This window comes from Citrobacter sp. Cf087 (assembly GCF_030334285.1).
GTDB classification, from domain to species: domain Bacteria; phylum Pseudomonadota; class Gammaproteobacteria; order Enterobacterales; family Enterobacteriaceae; genus Citrobacter; species Citrobacter freundii.
Genome location: NZ_JAOWED010000026.1, coordinates 17832 through 36015 on the forward strand (window position 1 = coordinate 17832; position 18184 = coordinate 36015).

18 protein-coding genes and 4 pseudogenes are annotated in these 18184 nt (G+C 52.3%); 14 read left to right on the forward strand and 8 right to left on the reverse strand.

Going from position 1 to position 18184, the window contains the following annotated elements; translation table 11 throughout:
- Positions 1-149 precede the first annotated feature (149 nt).
- The 3 genes from OGV57_RS07690 to OGV57_RS07700 all read left to right on the forward strand — a co-directional run bounded on the left by OGV57_RS07690 (position 150) and on the right by OGV57_RS07700 (position 3025).
- Positions 150-1279, forward strand: a protein-coding gene (locus OGV57_RS07690) for an IS3-like element IS1133 family transposase (protein ID WP_085959879.1) whose coding sequence is annotated in 2 segments (ribosomal slippage) — positions 150-396 and positions 396-1279 — 1131 coding nt in all. Because the reading frame shifts where the segments join, the coding sequence is not laid out codon by codon here.
- A gap of 106 nt (positions 1280-1385) precedes the next feature.
- A complete protein-coding gene (gene aph(3'')-Ib, locus OGV57_RS07695) occupies positions 1386-2189 on the forward strand; it encodes an aminoglycoside O-phosphotransferase APH(3'')-Ib (protein WP_001082319.1) in 804 nt (267 codons plus the stop codon).
- Positions 2189-3025 (forward strand): aminoglycoside O-phosphotransferase APH(6)-Id, encoded by an 837-nt coding sequence (locus OGV57_RS07700; protein WP_000480968.1) that lies wholly within the window; start codon positions 2189-2191, stop codon positions 3023-3025. Before aph(3'')-Ib ends, OGV57_RS07700 begins: the two co-directional genes overlap by 1 nt.
- Positions 3026-3130: 105 nt before the next feature.
- On the opposite strand, the pseudogene OGV57_RS07705 reads toward OGV57_RS07700, so the two are convergent.
- The 3 genes and pseudogenes from OGV57_RS07705 to vapB all read right to left on the reverse strand — a co-directional run.
- Positions 3131-3939, reverse strand: a pseudogene (locus OGV57_RS07705) (IS3-like element ISEc15 family transposase); the annotation flags it as partial.
- A 203-nt stretch (positions 3940-4142) separates the two neighbouring features.
- Positions 4143-4559, reverse strand: a complete 417-nt coding sequence (locus OGV57_RS07710; protein ID WP_000754566.1) for a type II toxin-antitoxin system VapC family toxin — start codon at positions 4557-4559, stop codon at positions 4143-4145.
- Complete coding sequence (vapB, locus tag OGV57_RS07715) at positions 4556-4786, reverse strand: type II toxin-antitoxin system VapB family antitoxin (protein WP_001261276.1); 231 nt, start codon at positions 4784-4786, stop codon at positions 4556-4558. Before vapB ends, OGV57_RS07710 begins: the two co-directional genes overlap by 4 nt.
- Before the next feature lie 55 nt (positions 4787-4841).
- Here vapB and OGV57_RS23810 point away from each other — a divergent pair, with 55 nt between their 5' ends.
- The 4 genes from OGV57_RS23810 to OGV57_RS07730 all read left to right on the forward strand — a co-directional run bounded on the left by OGV57_RS23810 (position 4842) and on the right by OGV57_RS07730 (position 7277).
- Entirely contained in the window at positions 4842-5216 is a 375-nt protein-coding gene (locus tag OGV57_RS23810; protein WP_024130061.1) for a hypothetical protein, read from the forward strand.
- Between the two features lie 143 nt (positions 5217-5359).
- Complete coding sequence (locus tag OGV57_RS07720; protein ID WP_000493378.1) at positions 5360-5710, forward strand: hypothetical protein; 351 nt, start codon at positions 5360-5362, stop codon at positions 5708-5710.
- Between the two features lie 50 nt (positions 5711-5760).
- On the forward strand, positions 5761-6504 hold the full coding sequence (locus OGV57_RS07725) for a hypothetical protein (RefSeq protein ID WP_000129823.1): 744 nt from the start codon (positions 5761-5763) through the stop codon (positions 6502-6504).
- A complete protein-coding gene (locus OGV57_RS07730; RefSeq protein ID WP_000015958.1) occupies positions 6501-7277 on the forward strand; it encodes a site-specific integrase in 777 nt (258 codons plus the stop codon). The genes OGV57_RS07725 and OGV57_RS07730 overlap by 4 nt, the downstream gene beginning before the upstream one ends.
- 57 nt (positions 7278-7334) lie before the next feature.
- Here the strand turns inward: OGV57_RS07730 and OGV57_RS07735 are convergent, their stop codons facing one another.
- Together OGV57_RS07735 and OGV57_RS07740 are read right to left on the reverse strand one after the other, a co-directional pair.
- Positions 7335-7592 (reverse strand): hypothetical protein, encoded by a 258-nt coding sequence (locus tag OGV57_RS07735; RefSeq protein ID WP_000764642.1) that lies wholly within the window; start codon positions 7590-7592, stop codon positions 7335-7337.
- Between the two features lie 128 nt (positions 7593-7720).
- Positions 7721-7825: a hypothetical protein gene (locus OGV57_RS07740; protein WP_032409716.1), complete on the reverse strand. Its 105-nt coding sequence runs from the start codon at positions 7823-7825 to the stop codon at positions 7721-7723.
- Positions 7826-8354: 529 nt separating this feature from the next.
- On the opposite strand from OGV57_RS07740, the gene OGV57_RS07745 reads away from it, so the two are divergent.
- Complete coding sequence (locus OGV57_RS07745; RefSeq protein ID WP_004118283.1) at positions 8355-9221, forward strand: replication initiation protein; 867 nt, start codon at positions 8355-8357, stop codon at positions 9219-9221.
- A gap of 176 nt (positions 9222-9397) precedes the next feature.
- Here OGV57_RS07745 and OGV57_RS07750 read toward each other — a convergent pair whose 3' ends face one another.
- Positions 9398-9667 carry a hypothetical protein gene (locus OGV57_RS07750; protein WP_000339857.1) on the reverse strand — a complete coding sequence of 90 codons (270 nt, stop codon included), beginning with the start codon at positions 9665-9667 and terminating at the stop codon, positions 9398-9400.
- Between the two features lie 414 nt (positions 9668-10081).
- Between OGV57_RS07750 and OGV57_RS07755 the strand changes: the two genes are divergently transcribed.
- Both OGV57_RS07755 and OGV57_RS07760 read left to right on the forward strand, forming a co-directional pair.
- Positions 10082-11287: an AAA family ATPase gene (locus OGV57_RS07755; RefSeq protein ID WP_000368714.1), complete on the forward strand. Its 1206-nt coding sequence runs from the start codon at positions 10082-10084 to the stop codon at positions 11285-11287.
- Positions 11287-12261, forward strand: a complete 975-nt coding sequence (locus OGV57_RS07760) for a ParB family protein (RefSeq protein WP_000064119.1) — start codon at positions 11287-11289, stop codon at positions 12259-12261. Before OGV57_RS07755 ends, OGV57_RS07760 begins: the two co-directional genes overlap by 1 nt.
- An 81-nt stretch (positions 12262-12342) precedes the next feature.
- Here the strand turns inward: OGV57_RS07760 and OGV57_RS07765 are convergent, their stop codons facing one another.
- Together OGV57_RS07765 and umuD are read right to left on the reverse strand one after the other, a co-directional pair.
- A complete protein-coding gene (locus OGV57_RS07765; RefSeq protein ID WP_000457559.1) occupies positions 12343-13614 on the reverse strand; it encodes a Y-family DNA polymerase in 1272 nt (423 codons plus the stop codon).
- Positions 13614-14045 (reverse strand): translesion error-prone DNA polymerase V autoproteolytic subunit, encoded by a 432-nt coding sequence (umuD, locus tag OGV57_RS07770; protein ID WP_000776034.1) that lies wholly within the window; start codon positions 14043-14045, stop codon positions 13614-13616. The genes OGV57_RS07765 and umuD overlap by 1 nt, the downstream gene beginning before the upstream one ends.
- Positions 14046-14450: 405 nt before the next feature.
- Here umuD and ltrA point away from each other — a divergent pair.
- From ltrA to OGV57_RS07790, 4 genes and pseudogenes are all read left to right on the forward strand, one after another.
- Positions 14451-15938 (forward strand): annotated as a pseudogene (gene ltrA, locus OGV57_RS07775) (group II intron reverse transcriptase/maturase).
- A gap of 151 nt (positions 15939-16089) precedes the next feature.
- Positions 16090-16787 (forward strand): IS1-like element IS1X3 family transposase gene (locus OGV57_RS07780; protein WP_223229472.1). Its coding sequence is split into 2 segments (ribosomal slippage): positions 16090-16339 and positions 16339-16787, totalling 699 coding nucleotides; the frame shifts between segments, so codons are not numbered across the junction.
- A gap of 9 nt (positions 16788-16796) precedes the next feature.
- Positions 16797-17105: pseudogene (locus OGV57_RS07785) on the forward strand (replication initiation protein); the annotation flags it as partial.
- 958 nt (positions 17106-18063) lie between these two features.
- Positions 18064-18184, forward strand: a pseudogene (locus tag OGV57_RS07790) (IS5/IS1182 family transposase); the annotation flags it as partial.

Sequence of the window (18184 nt, forward strand, 5' to 3'; positions counted from 1 at the left end):
AAGGGGATGATAAGTTTATCACCACCGACTATTTGCAACAGTGCCGCTCAGAGACCATGGAAAGCATGTTCTCGGACTTACGTAGTGGACTTGCCTCGGTTTCGTTCCGGTCTTTTTGAGAGCATTATTTGTTATCAAGGAGACCATATATGTCATTAAAGCATAGTGATGAATTTAAGCGTGATGCAGTTCGCATAGCACTCACTAGTGGCTTAACACGCCGTCAAGTTGCGTCAGATTTAAGTATTGGGCTTTCCACGCTTGGGAAATGGATCGCATCAATTTCCGATGAAACTAAAATTCCTACCCAAGACACTGATCTTCTGCGTGAGAATGAACGTTTACGCAAAGAGAACCGTATCCTTCGGGAGGAGAGGGAGATATTAAAAAAGGCAGCAATATTTTTCGCAGTACAAAAGCTGTGAGATTTCAGTTTATTACGGATTACCGTGGCTCTCTCTCACGTTCACGCATATGTCGTTTGATGGGCGTAACAGATCGTGGTTTACGTGCATGGAAACGCCGTCCTCCATCACTGCGCCAGCGTCGTGATCTTATACTTCTAGCGCATATACGTGAGCAGCATCGGTTGTGTTTGGGGAGCTATGGTAGGCCGCGTATGACAGAAGAGTTGAAAGCGCTGGGCCTGCAGGTTGGGCAGCGTCGGGTTGGACGTTTGATGCGCCAGAATAACATTACAGTTGTTCGAACGCGTAAATTCAAACGGACAACGGATAGTCATCATACCTTCAACATTGCACCGAACCTATTAAAACAAGACTTTAGCGCAAGCGCACCCAACCAGAAATGGGCAGGCGATATCACTTATGTTTGGACCAGAGAAGGATGGGTCTATCTTGCTGTTATCCTTGACCTGTATTCCCGTCGCGTGATTGGCTGGGCAACAGGTGATCGATTAAAGCAGGATCTTGCATTAAGGGCACTGAATATGGCGTTGGCTTTACGCAAACCACCACCGGGTTGTATTCAACACACAGACCGTGGGAGCCAATATTGCGCTCATGAATATCAAAAGCTACTGCTCAAACATCAATTGCTGCCGTCCATGAGCGGGAAAGGCAATTGTTTTGATAACTCCGCAGTAGAAAGCTTCTTTAAATCATTAAAGGCTGAGTTGATTTGGCGCAGACACTGGCAAACAAGGCGAGATATTGAGATTGCAATCTTCGAATATATAAATGGCTTTTATAATCCACGCCGAAGACATTCAACACTCGGCTGGAAATCGCCGGTGGCATTTGAGAAAAAAGCCGCTTAAAATGAGAGATAGACCGGAACACAACCGGTGCAAGTCCATAGCAACTCGTTTCTTTTCGCAGGTTGAGCCACCTCCGCGCTTCATCAGAAAACTGAAGGAACCTCCATTGAATCGAACTAATATTTTTTTTGGTGAATCGCATTCTGACTGGTTGCCTGTCAGAGGCGGAGAATCTGGTGATTTTGTTTTTCGACGTGGTGACGGGCATGCCTTCGCGAAAATCGCACCTGCTTCCCGCCGCGGTGAGCTCGCTGGAGAGCGTGACCGCCTCATTTGGCTCAAAGGTCGAGGTGTGGCTTGCCCCGAGGTGATCAACTGGCAGGAGGAACAGGAGGGTGCATGCTTGGTGATAACGGCAATTCCGGGAGTACCGGCGGCTGATCTGTCTGGAGCGGATTTGCTCAAAGCGTGGCCGTCAATGGGGCAGCAACTTGGCGCTGTTCACAGCCTATCGGTTGATCAATGTCCGTTTGAGCGCAGGCTGTCGCGAATGTTCGGACGCGCCGTTGATGTGGTGTCCCGCAATGCCGTCAATCCCGACTTCTTACCGGACGAGGACAAGAGTACGCCGCAGCTCGATCTTTTGGCTCGTGTCGAACGAGAGCTACCGGTGCGGCTCGACCAAGAGCGCACCGATATGGTTGTTTGCCATGGTGATCCCTGCATGCCGAACTTCATGGTGGACCCTAAAACTCTTCAATGCACGGGTCTGATCGACCTTGGGCGGCTCGGAACAGCAGATCGCTATGCCGATTTGGCACTCATGATTGCTAACGCCGAAGAGAACTGGGCAGCGCCAGATGAAGCAGAGCGCGCCTTCGCTGTCCTATTCAATGTATTGGGGATCGAAGCCCCCGACCGCGAACGCCTTGCCTTCTATCTGCGATTGGACCCTCTGACTTGGGGTTGATGTTCATGCCGCCTGTTTTTCCTGCTCATTGGCACGTTTCGCAACCTGTTCTCATTGCGGACACCTTTTCCAGCCTCGTTTGGAAAGTTTCATTGCCAGACGGGACTCCTGCAATCGTCAAGGGATTGAAACCTATAGAAGACATTGCTGATGAACTGCGCGGGGCCGACTATCTGGTATGGCGCAATGGGAGGGGAGCAGTCCGGTTGCTCGGTCGTGAGAACAATCTGATGTTGCTCGAATATGCCGGGGAGCGAATGCTCTCTCACATCGTTGCCGAGCACGGCGACTACCAGGCGACCGAAATTGCAGCGGAACTAATGGCGAAGCTGTATGCCGCATCTGAGGAACCCCTGCCTTCTGCCCTTCTCCCGATCCGGGATCGCTTTGCAGCTTTGTTTCAGCGGGCGCGCGATGATCAAAACGCAGGTTGTCAAACTGACTACGTCCACGCGGCGATTATAGCCGATCAAATGATGAGCAATGCCTCGGAACTGCGTGGGCTACATGGCGATCTGCATCATGAAAACATCATGTTCTCCAGTCGCGGCTGGCTGGTGATAGATCCCGTCGGTCTGGTCGGTGAAGTGGGCTTTGGCGCCGCCAATATGTTCTACGATCCGGCTGACAGAGACGACCTTTGTCTCGATCCTAGACGCATTGCACAGATGGCGGACGCATTCTCTCGTGCGCTGGACGTCGATCCGCGTCGCCTGCTCGACCAGGCGTACGCTTATGGGTGCCTTTCCGCAGCTTGGAACGCGGATGGAGAAGAGGAGCAACGCGATCTAGCTATCGCGGCCGCGATCAAGCAGGTGCGACAGACGTCATACTAGATATCAAGCGACTTCTCCTATCCCCTGGGAACACATCAATCTTACCGGAGAATATCGTTGGCCAAAGCCTTAGCGTAGGATTTCGCCCTCTCCCGCAAACGACCCCATCAGCAGCGCATCCAGTGCCAGCTCGCGCGACAGTGTCGGCTTCATCGACCAGCCCACCACATTACGGGCAAAAAGATCGATAACCACTGCCAGGTACAGCCAGCCCTGCCAGGTGCGGATGTAGGTGATGTCGGTGACCCACACCTGATTGGGCTTCACTACAGTAAATTCACGCCGCACGTGATTAGGCGCTATCAGTGACGGTCGTCCCCGGCTCCCGCGTGGCACTTTATAACCATGTATAGCCTGAATCCTGTTTTTCCTCATGATTTTGGCAACCCGGTTTCTGCTGCACACTTCGCCAATTTCGCGAAGATCGCCATGAACCCTGCGATAACCGTAAACTCCACCACTCAGCGTATAGGAGTCGCGGATGAGTTCCAGCAGTCGCTGGTTATCCTTTTCTCCGGCAGATACAGGGTTATGGAGCCAGACATAAAATCCGGCACGGGCAACCTTAAGGACCCGACACATTGTAACGATCGACCAGATTTCACGGTGATCGTTGATAAAGCGATACTTCAGTCGGGCTCCCTTGCAAAGTACCGCGCTGCCTTTTTCAGAATATCCCGCTCTTCCTCAGTGCGTTTAAGCTGTGCTTTCAGCCTGAGAATTTCTGTTCTGGCATCCAGTAAATCCTGTGCCTGCTGTCCACTGTTGTCAGGCTTAACAGCCCGGAGCCATTTATATAGGCTGTGCGCCGACACGCCGAGCCGTTCAGATACTTCAGCAATAGAATAGCCCCGCTCGGTGATCTGGCGGACGGCCTCTTCCTTAAATTCAGGGGTAAAACGTGATGTGCCCATAGACTCCTCCTATGCTCAAACTATAGGGCAGATTTGTCTACGGGCTCGGGGTCACTCCATTAAGTGATAACAGGTGTCTGGAAATATAGGGGCAAATCCAGTCGGGAGGATGCGTGATCTGATCCTTCAACTCAGCAAAAGTTCGATTTATTCAACAAAGCCCATTCATGTCTATCGTCTCCGTCACGGAAATTATTACGGGATTATTTCACCCAGTCTTCCAGCACCAGGCCCGGGACCCGCGCAAACTCTCTCACATTGTTCGTCACCAGGATGGCGCCCGCCGCGATGGCGTGCCCGGCAATGGCCGTGTCATTCGGGCCGATCGGCGTCCCGGCTAGGCGCAGCGCCACCCGGATGTCCGTCGTGGCGTCCACCGCGGCGCGGTCCCAGGGCAGGACGGCATCGAGGCGCGCGCAGAACGCGTCGACCAGCTGAATATGGCGCGGCGAGGCCTTCGGGCCGGTGGCGCCGAAGCGCATCTCGGCATACGTCACGGCCGAGACCACAATGCGATCACCGCGCAGCACCGCCTGCTCCAGGCGCTTCAGCACCGCTGCCGGCTGCTCGCGCATGATGAACGAGCAGATGTTGGTGTCGAGCATCCAGGTTTTCTTCATGGCTCAAAGCGTCCTTCATCGCTGACCACATCCTCACGCTCCGCCATAAAGTCCGGATCGGCCCTGTCCAGCTGCGCGAACGAGCCCCAGGTCGGCCGGACGGGACGCAGAATGATGCTGTCCCCTTCCCGGACGATCTCCAGCTCGCTGACGCCATCAAAATCCAGGTCCCGGGGCAGACGGATGGCGCGGTTATTGCCGTTTTTAAATATTGAAACTGTGCGCATGGTTTTTCCTCATATGCTGAGTGTGCCAGGGAGTATTCCCGCATAGGTGAAGTATATGCCTGCAAGCCCGGCTTGTATAGGTGTTACATATGCAGATGGTAGGTATATGCGTATGCTTTGCCTATGCAGATGCCCGGCATATGGATATGTTACACCTATGTTGGTTTCTCACTTTTCCCGCTCAGATCCGAAAAAAGGCAGTTCCGGATCTGATTCAGCCCCGCCGGCGCGCAGCGGCCCGGAAACACAAGATGTAGCGGTGTTTCCAGCTGTCAGTGACCATATATGTTGTGCCCCTCCCCTGCCCCGTGACCGGCCGCTCACCACCCTGAAAGGGCGCTGTGGTTATTCCGTGTGCGTGGTACACTTCCGGAAACTGTGGAATAACATAAAAGTCGGATCCGGCCAGAGCGGCCGTCAGGTAATTTAATTACGTTGTTATATGGCTGCTTATTATTTTAGTATGTGAAAATCACTCTCGTGAAAGTCACTGTCGCGACAGAGTGGCACTCATCTGACGATGATTGAGGTGTGGTAAAATTGCACGGCTAACTATTCAACTGAGGAAAGGACATGTTTACTGCATTCAATGAGAGAAATGATTTCAGTTATGCTTTTGAAAAAATCCGTAATGCGATTTCCGCGCCAGGAGAAAATAATCTTTATGCTGCAACAGAATTAGGTCTTGGCATTCTGCTCCGTAAATACGAGCAGTTTCGCCAGGAACTGGATGCGGCCGGTGAGCTGGGAAACTGGGAATATGATCTCGATACCTACAATCACTGTATTGCGGTGCTGCAACGTTACTTCACCGGCAATCCATCCGGACTGACAGAACGTGATGCCCGGATTTACAGCCATTACCTGCAGACTGAGCACAAAAGGTTTGTGAAACTGGCTGAAGAGCTGGCTGCCGGCCGCTGACTACGGACAGAGGGCGGGATTTCTCAGGAATATAAAGGGGTAAATGATCAATGACTGATATACAGGCCGCAACTGAGAGTATAGTTGCTGCGACATCCCATCCGGTTTCCGTACAGCTGATTAATCAAGGGGCGGGGATCTGGGGAAACGTGGCAACCGGGCTTATCACTGGCCTGCTTACTGGGGGTATAACACTCACTGGCATCTGGCTGACACATTATTTCACGCTTAAGCGTGAGAGACAGGCGTCAGAAGATAAAATGAAAAAGGAACTGCATTACATTGCCACCGAGTTGGTATTCATGCTTGAACGGTATGCTGAGGGTTGTTTCCGGGTTGTGACGGATGACGGCCAGGATGATGATGCCCCCCAGCCTGAGAGAAAAGCTGTCACGAATTACCCTGAACTGAATCTGATCGATGTCTCCGGTGACTGGCGGACTTTAGAGCCACGTCTTATGTATCGCATCCGTGAACTGCCGGTGCTCCAGGATGAGGCCCACAGGGCAATTGCATATGCCGCCGAATACTCCGACCCTCCTTGGCATAAGGACTATTTCAGGGAACGGCAGTATCAGTTCACGCGCTTGGGCATCAACGCTGTCATTCTTGCCGTCCGTCTGCGCAAGGCAACCGGGATGCCCGAAACACGTCTTACAGGTCATGATGAATGGTCTGCAGTTTCCGTGTTTCGTAAAGTCTGGAGGCGCGAAAGAGCCCTGCGCGCTGCTGAAGCTACCCGCAACAGGGAGTGGAATCAATTAGTGATACCTGATGGAATGTCAAACCAATGAGCGGCCTCTTATCATATTCTCACCCGCAGCAGCCGGCGCAAATGCCGGTGGCCATTGACTATCCCGCCGCGCTGGCCCTGCGCCAGATGGCGCTCGTTCAAGATGAACTACCGAAATACCTGCTGGCACCGGAAGTCAGCGCCCTGCTCCATTATGTGCCCGATTTGCACCGCAAGATGCTGCTGGCAACCCTCTGGAACACCGGCGCACGTATCAACGAGGCGCTGGCGCTGACCCGGGGGGATTTTTCGCTGGTGCCACCGTATCCGTTCGTGCAGCTGGCCACGCTTAAGCAGCGCACCGAAAAAGCGGCCAGGACAGCCGGCCGAGCTCCCGCCGGTAGCCAGGCTCATCGTCTGGTTCCGCTTTCCGATCACCACTACGTCAGCCAGCTGCAGATGATGGTGGCCACCCTGAAAATTCCGCTGGAAAGACGCAACAAGCGTACCGGCAGAACAGAGAAAGCCCGCATCTGGGACATCACCGACCGGACAGTACGGACCTGGATTGGCGAAGCGGTTGAAGCGGCCGCCGTCGACGGGGTGACATTCTCGGTGCCGGTCACCCCGCATACGTTCCGCCACTCCTACGCGATGCATATGCTGTATGCCGGCATACCACTGAAGGTTTTGCAGAGCCTGATGGGCCACAAATCGATTAGCTCGACGGAAGTCTATACGAAGGTGTTCGCACTTGATGTTGCTGCGCGGCATCGAGTTCAGTTTCAGATGCCCGAAGCGGATGCGGTAGCCATGCTGAAAGGGAATATTTAAGTACTTAGGAGAATGATGCTGGCGAACGTCCTGCTCGCCGGGGAGGTCTGTCAGACGTTATCTGGACCAGCTGACGGGAATATCTGCTCTGTATTCCTCATACTGCTCATAGATCGCATGCTGAAGCATCGTAATACGTTCTGACAACCTGTTGGCGTCCGACATATGCCGCCATTCCCCCTCAATAGTGGTTTTCTGTCCATCCGGGAGATTGAGCGTGATCAATACCTTTGTATCACGAATAATCACCCCGTCAGTGAAAGAATTAAGACCACTCCTTACGGTATTATCTATCTGTATAGTTTCAAGTTTCATCTTGTTACCTCCTGTTGACCGGATCCCAAGCATAGATATCTGAATTCAAATTGCCTAGTGAAATGTCTGGATATGCCGCATTTTTCCCCTTATACAGCGAAGCTGGCCAAAGGCCAGCCCGCTTGGATTTATCGCTTTTGCCAGTAGATCAGCATGGCAAGGAACAGGATTGTTGCCCCCTGAGAAGCGGTCAGGAAAGTTTCCAGCAATGACATTATCGTAAAACTCCGCATTATTCAGGTGTGTGATTCAGGGGCCTTAGTCCCCCTTTTACAGGACGTAGTGTTCTGTCACGACGGAAGCCAGGGTTAATAAAAACGATTCGAATATGTCTGCAGGGACGATAGAAATCTTCGTGCGGGTTGTCTCGCTGTAGCCGGCTCTGGAGAGCGACTCGGGGGAGGAGTAGTATCTTCCGGCCACGGATATGATCGAGCCAGCAGTGCTCGCCGCAGTCGAGCGACAGGGCGAAGCCCCGAGTGAGCGAGGAAGCACCAGGGAACAAAACTTATAAATTCTGCTTACGCTCAATGCCTGAAAAATCACCTCCCCTCGGGGTTATCCACTTATCCACGGGCATATTTTTATAAAGTACTTTTTTATTCTTTTTCTTTATTTTACATCTTTTAGGGAGCCTGAAAGCCGCGTACAGTGCGGCCTGAGAGGGGGCCTGTATGGGCAACTGGTAAACATAATATGGGAAATTAATCACGTATCAGTGGGTTTTGTGTCAACAAGCTATGGGATACGCATCAACAAGCTATGGGAAAGAGGTCAAGTTCAGTTCTCAATTATCCACTTGTGGATAAAGTGCAGATTTTTCCGGTGGATAAGTATCGCGATAGCTTGCAATTTCTGTTTTCACTGTCATTATGGGTGGGTAAAAATTTACCCATAGGCATTGAAATGGATACTCAAGCACTCTTGCCAGCTACTAAAACGTTTAAAAAACGCGCCAGTATAAAGCAATCTAACGAATTGACCGAAGCTGCATATTACCTGCCTCTTCAGGCAAAACGTGTGCTGTGGTTATGCCTCATGCAGGCCTATTTTAATGACAGCCAGGAAGATGACTCTGACGTATTGCCGCTCTTCAAAATCAGCGTTTCCGATTACGTCAAATACTTCAATGTCGCTACGTCTGTCGCCAGTCGTGATGTGAAGGCTGGGGTAAATGCTCTGGGCGAATCAACGGTTACCTTTTATCCAAAAGAAGGTGAGTTTGAAGAAGTTAAACGTCCGTGGCTGGCTGAAGCAGGAATGAAGCGAGGCCGGGGTTCCTGGCAGATTGAATTTAACTACAAGGTCATGCCATTCCTGGTCGGCTTAACCTCCCAGTTCACTACCTATTCTCTCTATGACTGTGGCCAGCTTAATAGTGTTCGTGTCATCCGGCTTTATGAAAGCCTGTGTCAGTTCCGGAGCACTGGTGTCTGGATCACCACACATGACTGGTTATGTGAAAGGTTTATGCTCCCTGCCTCGCAGAAAAACAATATTGCTGAAATGAAGCGTACCTTCCTGGAACCTGCTCTGAAGAAAATTAATGAGAAGACGCCATTAAAGGTAACATATACCACTGAAGAAGATGGTCGCTTGCTGTTTAATTTTCTTGATAAAAAACAATAGTCTGTAATTTTTATTTCCTCCCCCCTTAGTTTGTTGCTGACATATGGGGGGATACTGAACTTGCTGTGTTTCCCATAGTGCTTGCCTAACTTGACCTGTTTCCCACACTCCCGACCGTCCGAGAAGTTGACCTGTTTCCCATAGTCCGGGCCGTCCGAGAAGCTGACCTGTTTCCCTTAGTCCGGGCCGTCCGCGAAGTTGACCTGTTCCCCACACTCCCGGCCGCCCGCGAAGTTGACCTGTTTCCCACAGTCCGGGCCGTCTGCAAAGTTGACCTGTTTCCCACAGTCCCGGCCGCCCGCGAAGTTGACCTGTTTCCCATAATCCGGGCCGTCCGCGAAGTTGACCTGTTCCCCACACTCCCGGCCGCCCGTGAAGTTGACCTGTTTCCCATAGTCCGGGCCGTCCGCGAAGTTGACCTGTTTCCCATAGTCCGGAGCGTCCATTAAAGTTGACCTGTTTCCCACAGAGGATGGAAAACTCTTCTTGTGCTGAGCGTAAGAGCTATCTGCCGGAACGGTTCCTCTTCGCTTCCTCGCCAGTTCGCTCGCTACGCTCGGTTACATGGCTGCGGCGAGCGCTGATACATAAGGCTCAGCATTGCACTGGTCGTAACTAAAATCAGAATCCTTCTGAATGACTCTCCTGTCTTGCAAGTTGAATACCTTTCTCAAAGCCCTTTTGTATGAGTTGCTGTTGATGGTCAAAAGTGCGTCTGCGTGTTGCTGCAGTGTGATTTAGTAGCACGCCCGTCGAGCTTCATCCCCCTTCTGTTGAGAGCGAAATCAAAACAATATGATTTTTTTCTTGCAACATGACACTTTTTGTTCAAAATGACAAAAAACGTCATGAGGTGATAAATGGACAATATTGAGCAGTTACGGAAAGTCGCTACACGTGCAGGTAAGCTTCTGACATCTTTGAGCGAAAGTATCCGACAGCAAAAAGAGGAATTGAAGCTTACCGAGTTCTATCAGGAATACAGCAAAGCCGCTCTGTATAAGCTGCCTAAGCTCAGTAAAGGCAGTGTTGAGTATGCTGTGTCCGAAATGGAAGCCGGTGGCTACATTTTTAAAAAGAAACCTTCTGGTAATACGATGAAATACGCGATGACGATTCAGAATGTCATCGATCTGTATAACCATCGTAAAGTACCGAAGTACAGGGATCGCTTCGATAAAGCCTTTACGATTTTTGTATGTAATCTTAAAGGTGGTGGTTCCAAGACAGTTTCTACCGCTTCATTATCACATGCTTTTCGAGCTCATCCTCAGCTTCTGTTCGAAGACCTGCGTATTCTGGCCATCGATTTCGATCCGCAGGCATCTCTGACAATGTTCCTGAGCCATGAGAATTCAGTGGGCTTGGTTGAAAATACGGCTGCTCAGGCCATGCTCCAGAACGTGTCTCGTGAAGAATTACTTTCCGATTTTATAGTACCGTCTATTATCCCTGGTGTTGATGTAATCCCCGCTTCCATTGACGATGCATTCCTTGCTGAAGGCTGGAAGGGATTGTGTGAAGAACATCTGCCAGGGAAAAATATTCATGCGGTGCTTAAAGAGAACATTATCGACAAGCTCCAGCATGACTACGACTTTATTTTCCTTGATAGTGGTCCTCACCTTGATGCGTTCCTGAAAAACTGCATTGGGGCGGCAGACCTGATGTTGACCCCTCTTCCACCGGCGACGGTTGATTTTCATTCTTCCCTGAAGTTTGTGGCCAGCCTCCCTGCCCTCATAGATTCCATCGAAATGGATGGGCACACCTGCAATCTCATCGGTAATGTCGGCTTCATGTCCAAGATCCTGAACAAGTCTGATCACAAAATTTGCCATAGTCAGGCCAAAGAGGTTTTCGGTGCCGATATGCTAGACATGGTTCTGCCAAGACTGGATGGTTTCGAACGTTGTGGGGAGACTTTTGACACAGTTATTTCAGCAAATCCAGCAACCTATGATGGAAGTACAGAGGCACTAAAAAGCGCAAAATCAGCAGCGGAAGACTTTGCGAAGGCAGTCTTTGATCGCATCGAGTTCATTCGTACTAACGGAGGTATGTGATGTCGAATGAGAAAAGAAAAACCATCGGCAGACAGTTAAATACCCAGGCGTCAATTGCGGAAATGACGGACACCGGTAGAAGCCAGGTATTTACCTTAAAAACCGGCAGGAAGGTAACGTTCAGGTTTGTTCGGGTGCCTGCATCTGAAGTTGAAAGTAAGACCTTCGTAAACCAGGAAAACAACGGAAGAGATCAACTTGCACTGACCAGGGAATCCCTGAAATCCATTATCCAGACGATTAAGTTTCAGCAGTTCTTTCCCTGTATTGGTATTAAGCAAAGTGAAAGGATTGAGATACTGGATGGTTCAAGACGGCGAGCCTCAGCAATTTTTGTCCGTACAGGCCTTGATGTAATGGTTACCGAAGAGCATTTATCAGCTGATGAAGCTCGCCAACTGGCTAAAGATATCCAGACAGCTAAAGAACATAATCTTCGGGAGATTGGCCTGAGATTGATCGCTCTTAAAGAGTCCGGATTTAATCAAAAGGAAATTGCTGAACTGGAGGGGTTATCTCAAGCTAAAGTTACCAGGGCGCTGCAGGCGGCGGCCGTACCGCAAGACTTGATTTCTCTGTTCCCGGTTCAGTCGGAGCTATCGTTTAGTGACTATAAACTTCTTTTAGAAGTTAATGAAAAACTCAGTGAAAAGGGATTAACGCCTGAAGAACTCATTCAGTCTGTATCAGCTCAGCTCGATGCAATTTTGAGTGAAGGCGAGCGACCAGAAGACGAACAGAAAGCCAGTATACTGAAGCTGATTTCTCAGGCATCTCAGGCATTGATAGATCCATCTCCCAAGGAAAAGTCAGTGGTTTCCCCACTCTGGTCTTTTGAAGAAAAGGACAAGTTCGCGCGTAAGCGTGTGAAAGGGCGTACGCTGACTTATGAGTTTAGCCGTATGTCAAAAGTGATTCAGGATGAACTGGACAAGGCTATCAACGAGGTCCTTGACAGAAATTTGAGTCAATAATTTCGCCATGGCGATTTCACATCTAACTTATTGTAATTAGGCAGTTTAGGCTGAGAATTTCAAGGTGAAATCGCCAAAGTTTTACGCCAGTTTCGCTGAAGGAATATCTGACCATCGTGTCGTATAAGCAGGAGAAAGCATCTCCCGTTTCATCTGCCATTCCGGGGCAATACCCCGCCCCGCAAACCATACTTTACCCAGCCCTGAGTTGTTGATCCCGTCCAGAACCTTCATCAGCTCAGCACTGTAAGGGCGTGGCGGGCGTTCGTCGAACAGCTGCAGCTGCGAAACGCCGGAGCCGGTGAAGTCATTCAGCATAACTCCGGCTTTGGCATACCGGTGCCCATCCCTCCAGATACGCTCCAGAGCCGTTGTAGCGGCTGCAATGATGTCCCTGGTGTCCTGAGTGGGTGTAAGAAGTTTTTCCGTAGCCACGTTGCCGTAGTAAGGCTCTTTAATGGCGAACGGAGACGTTTTGATGAAAACGGAAATATGCCGGCAATACTGGTGCTCTTTACGCAGTTTTTCAGAGGCCCGCTCTGCGTGCTGACAGATAGCCTGACGGAGTGACTCGTACTCCGTGATCTTCACGCCAAAACTGCGGCTGCAGACAATTTGCTGTTTCGTCGGAGGGGCTTCCTCAAGCGAAAGGCAGCTTTCCCCGTTCAGTTCCCGTACCGTTCGCTCAAGGACCACAGAAAAATTTTTGCGGATGAAGGCCGGGTTCGTCAGGGCGAGATCGAGCGCGGTCTTAATGCCCAGTACATTCAGCTTGCGTGCAATACGGTTACCCACCCCCCAGATTTCTTCAACCGGCTGCAGTGAAAGCAGTTTCCGCGTTCTCTGCGGATTTCCCCTGGTCAGAGCAAGTACGCCACGAAACTGTTTCCACTCTTTTGAGGCCCACTGGGCTGATTTTGCGAGGGTCTTCGTTGGTCCGGCGCCCACGCCAATGGTCAGGTGGGTACAGTCATACACGTGCTGACGCAGCTGCCGGCCGAAGTCCTCAAGCTCCATACAGTGCTCCACGCCGGTCAAATCGAGGAACATCTCATCAATTGAATACTGTTCCACTCTGGGGGCCAGTTCCTCCAGGCTGTTCATCACGCGCGCCAACATCGAGGCATAAAGTTCATAGTTACTTGAAAACGCATATATTTTTTCCGGGTATCTTTCGTTTTTTATCTGAAACCACGGAGTTCCCATTTTGATCCAGGGCTTCGCCTCGGCACTGCGAGCGATTACATTCCCGTCGTTGTTGCTCAGGACGACTATCGGCTTTCCTTTCAAATCCGGGCGGAAAACACGTTCACAGCTGGCATAGAAGCTGTTCACATCGGCCAGGGCAAACATCAGTACATCTCCCTCGGGCGGTGGATGATATGCGTGACGACGCCAAAGATATCCAGCTCGTCGGGATCAGGATAAATCGGCGACCAGGAGGCATTCATGGGCTGCAGCGTCAGTCGCGGCGTCAGCAGAAGCCGTTTCACCGTAAACTCCCCCTGCATGCTGGCGACAACGATATCGCCGTGCCGCGGCTTTTCAGCACTGTCCACAACCAGCAGATCGCCATTGTACAGACTGCCGTCGGCCATGCTGTCTCCGCTGGCACGCAGGTAGTACGTCGCGCTCGGATGCCGTATGCAGTAATCATGGAGATCCAGATCGGACTCGACATAGTCAGCAGCAGGGCTGGGAAAACCGCAGCTGGCCAGATCGGCAAACAATGGATGGGCCTGTGGCGGGAGTTCTTTCCCGGTGCTGAAAAGTTGTAGTTTCATCTTTCCTCCTGACACTCTAATTTTACTGGTTATACATACAGTGTTCACCGGGAGACCGGTAGAGATCAAGGGGTGAAAGTCCCCGACCATTGAAGGACCAGCAATCCACAAGGTCCCCGAGTCATGCGTTGCATACCGCGAGGTATGGGGCGAAGCGTTGACAGGGGTGTTGACAGGCCAGCCATTGAGCCACGAAATGTATATTAAATTACCGGGTGCCGACGTTGTACTGTTAACGGAAGGCAACATCATAGGGTGCGATACTGCGAGTGCCACATGGACCCGGCGGGGTCTGAGACCCTGGCATGTCAATACGATCTCTACGCGGGAACCGGGAGATCTCCCCTCTGACCATCTGCCAGTGTCGGAGACGGCCCGCACCGGGAAGACGAGGAGTCATAGCCGGTGATGTACGGAGAGGAGAAGTCGGACTCGCTCATAGTAGCGGCGAAGCAGGCGAACAACCCGAAAGGAGCGGAGTCAGTGGAGCGAAGGAGCGGGGCCAAGGGGAACGCGGAACAGCCACACATGCGCCGGACACAGAGCCGGGAAAGCATGTCACAGAGGCTGTCACGCGTGCGGGAAGCTGCGAAGCAGCGGAAGAAAGAACGGTTTACAGCATTGTTCCACCTGCTGACAGTCGAAGCACTGGAAGCCGCATTCCTCTCCCTGAGCAGGAAAGCGGCCGCCGGAGTGGATGGCATCAGGTGGATGGACTACGCCGGAAACATGAAGAACAACATAACAGATCTGCACCGGAGGCTACATTAGGGCAGCTACAGGGCGCAGCCCGGCAGGCGTCACTACATCCCAAAAGCGGATGGAAAACAACGCCCGCTCGGCATCGCCTCGCTGGAGGACAAGATCGTCCAGTATGCGCTGGTGAAAATCCTGAACGCAGTCTATGAAAACGACTTTATGGGGTTCTCATACGGGTTCAGACCCGGGCGAAGCCAGCACGATGCACTGGACGCACTGGCCACAGGGCTGGTACGCACTAACGTAAACTGGGTACTGGATGCCGACATCAGTCAGTTCTTCGACAGGGTGAGCCACGAATGGCTGATCAGGTTCACAGAGCATCGGATCGGCGACCGGAGCGTAATCAGGCTCATACGTAAGTGGCTCACAGCCGGGACGTTGGAGGAGGGTCAATGGCGAGCAACGGAGGAAGGCACCCCACAGGGTGCGGTCATCTCACCGCTGCTGGCAAACATATACCTCCACTACGTCTTCGATCTGTGGGCGCATCAGTGGCGACGTCGCTATGCCACAGGCAATGTGGTAATGGTCAGATACGCCGATGACATCGTCATCGGGTTCGACAAACGATACGATGCCCGGCGCTTCCGTATAGCCATGCAGCGCAGACTGAGGGAGTTCGGACTCACGGTTCACCCGGAGAAAACCCGTCTGATGGAGTTCGGCCGCTTCGCTGCCGAAAACCGTGCCATCAGGGGAAAAGGCAAACCAGAAACGTTCAACTTCCTCGGGTTCACGCACATCAGCGGGAAAGATCGCAACGGCAGGTTCATGCTGATACGAAAGACCCGCCGGGATCGGATGACGGCAACTCTGAAAGCCATCAAAGACGGTCTGCGAAGGCGCTGGCATTACTCAATCCCCGAACAGGGAAAATGGCTCAGGAGAGTGGTTCAGGGATACCTGAACTATCACTCGGTACCGGGCAACTTCCCCACCATGCAGAAGTTCAGGACACACGTAACAAACCTCTGGCGCCGGGCGCTCAGGCGCAGGAGCCAGAAGGATGATACGACCTGGACGAAAGCAAACAAACTGGCAGCCGCATGGCTACCAAGGGTTCGGGTTCTTCATCCATGGCCTGTGGAGCGGTTCACCGCCAGACACCCGAGGCAGGAGCCCGGTGCGTAAATCGCGCACGCCGGGATCTGTGCGGGGGGTATCCGGTAACGGGTATCCCTACCGCGACATATTTAACAGCGTGACGATAATCCAGATCGCCTGCCGGATAATGGTGCCAACTTACTGATTTAGTGTACGATGGTGTCTTTGAGGTGCTCCAGTGGCTTCCATCTCCATCAGTTGTCCCTCCTGCTCAGCTACTGAAGGCGTGGTGCGTAACGGTAAAAGTACTGCCGGACATCAGCGCTATCTCTGCTCTCACTGCCGTAAAACATGGCAGCTACAGTTCACTTACACCGCCTCTCAGCCCGGTACGCACCAGAAAATCATTGATATGGCCATGAATGGCGTTGGATGCCGGGCAACCGCCCGCATTATGGGCGTTGGCCTCAACACGATTTTACGTCACTTAAAAAACTCAGACCGCAGTCGGTAACCTCACGCATACAACCGGGCAGTGACGTCATTGTCTGCGCGGAAATGGACGAACAGTGGGGCTACGTCGGGGCTAAATCACGTCAGCGCTGGTTATTTTACGCCTATGGCAGGATGTGCAGGACGGTGGTGGCACGCGTCTTTGGTGAGCGTACTCTGGCCACGCTGGAGCGTCTTCCGGGCCTGCTGTCGGCCTTTGAGGTCGTGGTATGGATGACGGATGGCTGGCCGCTTTATGAATCCCGCCTGAAGGGAGAACTGCACGTTATCAGCAAGCGATATACGCAGCGAATTGAGCGGCATAACCAGAATCTGAGGCAGCATCTGGCAAGGCTGGGCAGGAAGTCACTGTCGTTCTCAAAATCGGTGGCGCTGCATGACAAAGTCATCGGGCATTATCTGAACATAAAACACTATCAGTAAGTTGGAGTCATTACCAACCAGTTCACCACCTACTCGCTCCGCGATTGTGGCAGTCTTCGAAATCCCCGGACGATCCGCCTTTATGAAAGTCTTGCTCAATTCAAATCTTCAGGCTTATGGGTTACTACTCATGCTTGGTTAAATGACCGTTTCGTCTTACCGGAATCCCAGCAGAAGAACTTGGCAGAGTTGAAACGATCTTTCCTTGATCCTGCACTCAAGCAGATAAATGAGAAAACACCTTTACTTGCTAAGTATAGTATTGATGATTCAGGAAAATTTCTGTTCTCAATAATTGATAAGCAAAATCCCGTCTGACATAAATCAGCACACATGAGCCTGTCATTTGACAAATTTTTGTCATGAAGATGGGCGGATTTCCACACAGCACCGGCGCCCGGTAAGGTGGGCGGATTCCCACACGGCACCGGCGCCCGGCAAGATGGGCGGATTTCCACACAGCACCGGCGCCCGGTAAGGTGGGCGGATTTCCACACAGCACCGGCGCCCGGCAAGGTGGGCGGATTCCCACACGGCACCGGCGCCCGGCAAGATGGGCGGATTTCCACACAGCACCGGCGCCCGGTAAGGTGGGCGGATTTCCACACAGCACCGGCGCCCGGCAAGGTGGGCGGATTCCCACACGGCACCGGCGCGCGGCAAGGTGGGCGGATTCCCACACGGCACCGGCGCGCGGCAAGGTGGGCGGATTTCCACACGGCACCGGCGCCCGGCAAGGTGGGCCGATTCCCATATCGACATGTATGTAGCTTGTGTTATCTGTGGATTGTGCAGCTCAGCGGGTCGCTGGTCGTATGGCGGAGTGTCCCCCGTAACCGGCCGCGTGCGGCCGCTAACGCGCAGTACGGCGCCGCGTCCCGCAGACGGGCCGCCGTTCCCGCGCGCAGCACTGCGCACCCCCGTGGGGGACGTACGGCAGCTGCGTGGCGGTGAGCGGGATTAGGGCTTTGCAGCTACCGTGTTAAGTTCCCTGGTGTCGCTGAAATAGTTGATGAACATCCCCCTAAGCGTCAGCAGCAAGCTGCCGCCGCTTAGGCCCCGGAAATCACGCCCTTTACGTCGTAAACGCCGTAAAGCCCGCTCACCGGGGTTAAAAGGGATTACTTTGACTTCTTCATTGCTGTTCGCGAGTTAAGGCTAATCAGGGCAGGGGGTAGGGTGGCAGAATTTATAGCCCGGCAACCGGCTACGCCGGGCTTTCGGCGCCATTTTACAACACAGACGGCTTTGTTGAATAAATCGAACTTTTGCTGAGTTGAAGGATCAGATCACGCATCTTCCCGACAACGCAGACCATTCCGTGGCAAAGCAAAAGTTCAAAATAACCAACTGGCCCACCTACAATAAAGCCCTCATCAACCGTGGCTCCATAACTT

Bases quoted from the DNA above. Each gene is read 5' to 3' on its own strand.
- OGV57_RS07700 (WP_000480968.1), top strand. From the start codon at position 2,189: ATGTTCATGCCGCCTGTTTTTCCTGCTCATTGGCACGTTTCGCAACCT.
- OGV57_RS07710 (WP_000754566.1), bottom strand. From the start codon at position 4,559: ATGAAGAAAACCTGGATGCTCGACACCAACATCTGCTCGTTCATCATG.
- vapB (WP_001261276.1), bottom strand. From the start codon at position 4,786: ATGCGCACAGTTTCAATATTTAAAAACGGCAATAACCGCGCCATCCGT.
- OGV57_RS23810 (WP_024130061.1), top strand. From the start codon at position 4,842: ATGCCTGCAAGCCCGGCTTGTATAGGTGTTACATATGCAGATGGTAGG.
- OGV57_RS07720 (WP_000493378.1), top strand. From the start codon at position 5,360: ATGTTTACTGCATTCAATGAGAGAAATGATTTCAGTTATGCTTTTGAA.
- OGV57_RS07725 (WP_000129823.1), top strand. From the start codon at position 5,761: ATGACTGATATACAGGCCGCAACTGAGAGTATAGTTGCTGCGACATCC.
- OGV57_RS07730 (WP_000015958.1), top strand. From the start codon at position 6,501: ATGAGCGGCCTCTTATCATATTCTCACCCGCAGCAGCCGGCGCAAATG.
- OGV57_RS07735 (WP_000764642.1), bottom strand. From the start codon at position 7,592: ATGAAACTTGAAACTATACAGATAGATAATACCGTAAGGAGTGGTCTT.
- OGV57_RS07740 (WP_032409716.1), bottom strand. From the start codon at position 7,825: ATGCGGAGTTTTACGATAATGTCATTGCTGGAAACTTTCCTGACCGCT.
- OGV57_RS07745 (WP_004118283.1), top strand. From the start codon at position 8,355: ATGGGAAAGAGGTCAAGTTCAGTTCTCAATTATCCACTTGTGGATAAA.
- OGV57_RS07750 (WP_000339857.1), bottom strand. From the start codon at position 9,667: ATGGACGCTCCGGACTATGGGAAACAGGTCAACTTCGCGGACGGCCCG.
- OGV57_RS07755 (WP_000368714.1), top strand. From the start codon at position 10,082: ATGGACAATATTGAGCAGTTACGGAAAGTCGCTACACGTGCAGGTAAG.
- OGV57_RS07760 (WP_000064119.1), top strand. From the start codon at position 11,287: ATGTCGAATGAGAAAAGAAAAACCATCGGCAGACAGTTAAATACCCAG.
- OGV57_RS07765 (WP_000457559.1), bottom strand. From the start codon at position 13,614: ATGTTTGCCCTGGCCGATGTGAACAGCTTCTATGCCAGCTGTGAACGT.
- umuD (WP_000776034.1), bottom strand. From the start codon at position 14,045: ATGAAACTACAACTTTTCAGCACCGGGAAAGAACTCCCGCCACAGGCC.